The following is a 4,141-nucleotide window of genomic DNA, read 5'->3' as shown; positions in this document are numbered from 1 at the left end:
ATCATCCAGGACGAGTTCCTGAAGATGCAGGCGAAGATGAAGAAGACCATCATGTTCGTCAGCCATGACATCGACGAAGCGGTCAAGATGGCCGACCGCATTGCCATTTTCAACGAAGGCCGCCTCGTCCAGTACGACACGCCCGACAACATTCTCGCCCACCCGAAGAATCGCTTCGTCTCGGACTTCGTCGGTTCGGACCGGACGCTCAAGCGCCTCCAGCTCCTCAGCGTCGGCGACGCGATGATGCACGACCCGCCGAGCGTCCGCGCCGAGGACACGCTCGCGGCGGCTGCGGCGCGGATGGAGGAGCAAGGCCACACCTCCATCGTCATGGTCGGACCGAACGAACGGATCCGCGGCTTCGTCGATCTCCACACCGCGCAGACCACGAAAGGCAAGGTTGGCGAACACCACGAGACCCTGCCGACGACGATCAATGTCAACGAAGATCTGCGGACAGCCGTTTCAACCATGTTCAGGCACGATGTCGCGTGGCTCGCCTGCGTCGACTACGATCGCATATTCAAGGGATATGTGACCCTTCGCGGCATCACCCACCTGCTCGGCGAGGCCCACCGCGATGGCTGAACACGTCGCCGTCGCCGGCCTCCATCGTCTCTGGCGGATCGGGATTCTGATCCTGATCTTCGCTTTGGGCGCGTGGGCCTGGTCGAGCGGCCTGCTGCCGACGATGTTCGATCTGTGGGACGACATCGTCTACCTCGGGCGCCAGCACATCATGCTGGTGGCGATTTCAGGCGGCGCGGCGGTTCTTGTCGGCGTTCCGCTGGGCGTCGCGCTGACCCGATCGGCATTCCGGCGCTATGGCGATATCGTGCTCCAGTTGCTCAATGTCGGCGCGACGATCCCGACCCTCGCGATCCTCGCCCTGTCGATGAGCCTGCTCGGCATCGGCGATACGCCGGCGATCTTCGGTCTGTTCATCCTGACCCTCCTACCGATCGTCTCGAATACGCTTGCCGGTATTCGTGCCGTGCCGCCCCACTTGATCGAAGCGGCTCGTGGCATGGGCATGAGCGCTGGCCAGATCCTGTGGAAAGTCGAACTGCCGAACGCGATGTTCGTGATCTATGCGGGGATCAGGACCGCGCTGGCGATCAATGTCGGCACCGTGCCGCTGGCCTTTCTCATCGGCGGTGGCGGCCTCGGCGAACTAATCTTCAGCGGCATCGCGCTCAACGAATTCAGCATGATGCTGGCGGGCGCGATCCCGACCGCACTTCTGGCGATCTTCGTCGATTTCCTGATGGGGCAGATGCAGCTCTGGACGATCCCGCGCGGGGTCAATCCATTGCGATAGGCACCCATTTCACCCCCCGGTTTGGCCTCACCGAAGGCGAACCAACGAGAGAACAGAAAGAGGAGAGAATCATGAAATGTCTCAAGAGTATCCTGGCCGCGGTGGTGGCGGGCGCTGCCCTGACCGCCTCAGCCCAGGCCGACGAGATCGTGGTCGGCGGCAAGAACTTCACCGAGCAATTGCTGTTGGCCGAGATGACCGCGCAGCTTCTCGAAGCCAAGGGCTTCGACGTCGACAAGCGCGACGGTATGGGTTCACAGGTCGTTCGCGATGCGCAGTTGAACGGCCAGGTCGACGTTTATTGGGAATATACCGGCACGTCGCTGGTCACCTACAACAAGGTCGACGAAAGGCTCGACGCCGCGGCGACCTATGACAAGGTCAAGGAACTCGACGGCGAGCAGGGGCTGACCTGGCTCGACGCATCCAGCGCCAACAACACCTATGCGCTGGCGGTCAAGGACGGCGTCGAGGACACGGGCAGCATCAAGACCTTGTCCGACCTCGCCGAAAGCTACAACCAGGATGGCGGGCTGGTGATGGCAGTCAATGCCGAGTTCCCCAAGCGGCCGGACGGGCTGCCCGGCCTTGAGGAAGCCTATGGTTTCGAGACAACCCGCGCCGATCTCAAGGCTATGGATTCCGGCTTGACCTATCAGGCTCTGAACGAGGGGCAGGTCGATCTTGCGCTGGTCTTCGCCACCGACGGGCGCATTGCCGCCTTTGGCTTTCGGGTGCTGGATGATGACAAGGGATTCTTTCCCAATTACGCGATCGCACCGGTTGTCCGCTCCGACACGCTCGAGGCCAATCCCAAGCTCGCCGAGCCGTTGAACGCTCTTTCGGCGAAGCTTGACGACCAAACCATGCAGGCCCTCAATGCCCAGGTCGACGTCGACAAGAAATCGATCGAGAATGTCGCCACCGCGTTCCTGACCGAGAACGGCCTCATCTAGCCTCAATACCGAAACGGGCCGTCCCCGCGTTCGGTGGGGGCGGCTTCCCTTCGGGCTGGCCTCAATCCGGGTGATCGACGTTAGAGCCTTGGCGGCCCGACGCACTACGACAGTACACGGTTCAAGCGCGAACCGATCGACCGGCAAATACCTGATACCAAGTGCGCTTAATATTGAGTCGATATTGAGCACCCTTGGTATCAAGGTCTCAAAAGTCTTAGATTTTTTGATGCGGGCCAAGGCGTTCGGGTTGTGACTGGGTGCGGTGGCCCGCGTTGAAAAAACTGACAAGGAGGAAGCCGCGGGACGCTGGGTGCGGCCTATGGGGAAAGCCCCACGACGGCTTTTGTTCCTGGGGTCGGCCAGGCGATTTGTGACGAAGCTCTGGCGCGTTGATCCCGACCTTTTTCGGCTGGTTTGGCCCGGTTTTCCGGATGAGACGTTGCCGGTGGTCGGGGGGCGTCAGTCAACCGTGGAATTTGCAGCATACCGAACTGGCCCCGGGAACTGACAGGAGTCCGGCGGTGAGACGATCGACGTGACGGGCATCGGGTCATGCGGCCTGGTGCCTTGGTGGCGCCCTGGATCGCGGTAACTCACCACGCCGGAAGGTCTCGATGATGCGCATTGGGCCGCCGCAGTCGGGACACGGCTCTTGCAATGTCAGCGGCGGTGTGGGGTCGTCGTCGAACCGGTCTGGCGCGGCGTTTGCGGCGGTGCCGAGCAGTGCCCGGATCAGCGCGACCTTGTCCCTGCGACCAGCACCGGCGAGGAGGCCGTAGTGCCGGATGCGGTGGAATCCGTCAGGTAGGACGTGGAGCAGGAAGCGACGTATGAACTCGCCCGTCTCAAGGCGCATGACCTTCATCCGATCGCCGCGCTTGATCCGATAGTCCTTCCAGCGGAACGCCACGGTCTCGGCGTCCGCGCTGACGAGGCGATGGTTCGAGATGGCGACCCTGTGGGTGTAACGGCCGAGATAGGCGAGCACGGCCTCGGGGCCGCCGAACGGTGGTTTGGCGTACACGACCCATTCAACCTTGCGGAGCGGTTCGAGCCATTCTGCGAAGGCGTTGGCATCGGCCAGTCCGGTGAGATCACCGAAGAAGGTGAGCGCGCCGGAGCGATGCAGAGCCAGCAACCCCTCCAAGAATAGACGACGGAACAGCCGGGACAGCACCCGGACCGGCAGGAAGAAGCCCGGTTTGCAGGCGACCCACCGGGTGCCGTCCGGCGACAGGCCACCGCCGGGAACGATCATGTGGATGTGGGGATGGTGCGTGAGCGCAGAGCCCCAGGTGTGGAGCACGCTGGTCATGCCGACACGTGCTCCAAGGCGCTTGGGATCAGCGGCGATCGTCGTAACGGTCTCAGCTGACGCCCTGAACAGCAAGCCGTAGATGGCGCGCTTGTTCCAGTAGGCGATCCGCGCGATCTCGGCCGGCAGGGTGAACACGACGTGGAAATACTCGACCGGCAGCAGGTCCTCGCCGCGCGCGGCCATCCAGTCCCGAGCCGCGGGCCCCTGACACTTGGGGCAATGACGGTTCTTGCAGGAGTTGTAGGCGATGTGGTGGTGGCCGCACTTGGCGCAGCCAGCCACATGCCCGCCGAGCGCCTCGGTCCGGCAGGCCTCGATCACCGACATCACCCTCAGCTGGGAGAGGCTGACATGCCCCGCATTGGCCCGCCGCCACGCGGGGCCGTACGCACGGAAGATGTCAGCGATCTCCAGCTTCGGGCGGGGCAGCGCCCGCGCCCGTCATTCCAGACTTCGGTCCCGAAGTTGCTCCAGCAGTTCGTAGGGGCTCGCCGTGTCGCGGATCAGCTTGGTGGCGACATGGGTGTAGCGGGCCGTGGT

General features: G+C 63.1%; 5 protein-coding genes. 3 read left to right on the top strand and 2 right to left on the bottom strand.

The window, feature by feature from the left end; genetic code table 11:
- The 3 genes from GY791_10120 to GY791_10110 form a co-directional block, all read left to right on the top strand.
- A partial coding sequence (locus GY791_10120) for a CBS domain-containing protein (GenBank protein MCP4328775.1) occupies nucleotides 1-591 on the top strand: 591 nt, incomplete at its 5' end.
- A complete protein-coding gene (locus GY791_10115; GenBank protein MCP4328774.1) occupies nucleotides 584-1,324 on the top strand; it encodes an ABC transporter permease in 741 nt (246 codons plus the stop codon). The genes GY791_10120 and GY791_10115, both read left to right, overlap by 8 nt.
- 71 nt (nucleotides 1,325-1,395) lie before the next feature.
- Nucleotides 1,396-2,280: a glycine betaine ABC transporter substrate-binding protein gene (locus GY791_10110; GenBank protein MCP4328773.1), complete on the top strand. Its 885-nt coding sequence runs from the start codon at nucleotides 1,396-1,398 to the stop codon at nucleotides 2,278-2,280.
- A gap of 553 nt (nucleotides 2,281-2,833) precedes the next feature.
- Here GY791_10110 and GY791_10105 read toward each other — a convergent pair.
- The gene (locus GY791_10105) at nucleotides 2,834-4,030 is read right to left on the bottom strand and encodes an IS91 family transposase (protein MCP4328772.1); all 1,197 of its coding nucleotides are present in this window, start codon (nucleotides 4,028-4,030) and stop codon (nucleotides 2,834-2,836) included.
- Between the two features lie 12 nt (nucleotides 4,031-4,042).
- The coding region (locus GY791_10100) for an integrase (GenBank protein MCP4328771.1) at nucleotides 4,043-4,141 on the bottom strand (99 nt) is incomplete at its 5' end.

This window comes from Alphaproteobacteria bacterium (assembly GCA_024244705.1).
Lineage (GTDB): Bacteria > Pseudomonadota > Alphaproteobacteria > JAAEOK01 > JAAEOK01 > JAAEOK01.
This window is presented reverse-complemented; position numbering and strand designations above follow the sequence as displayed.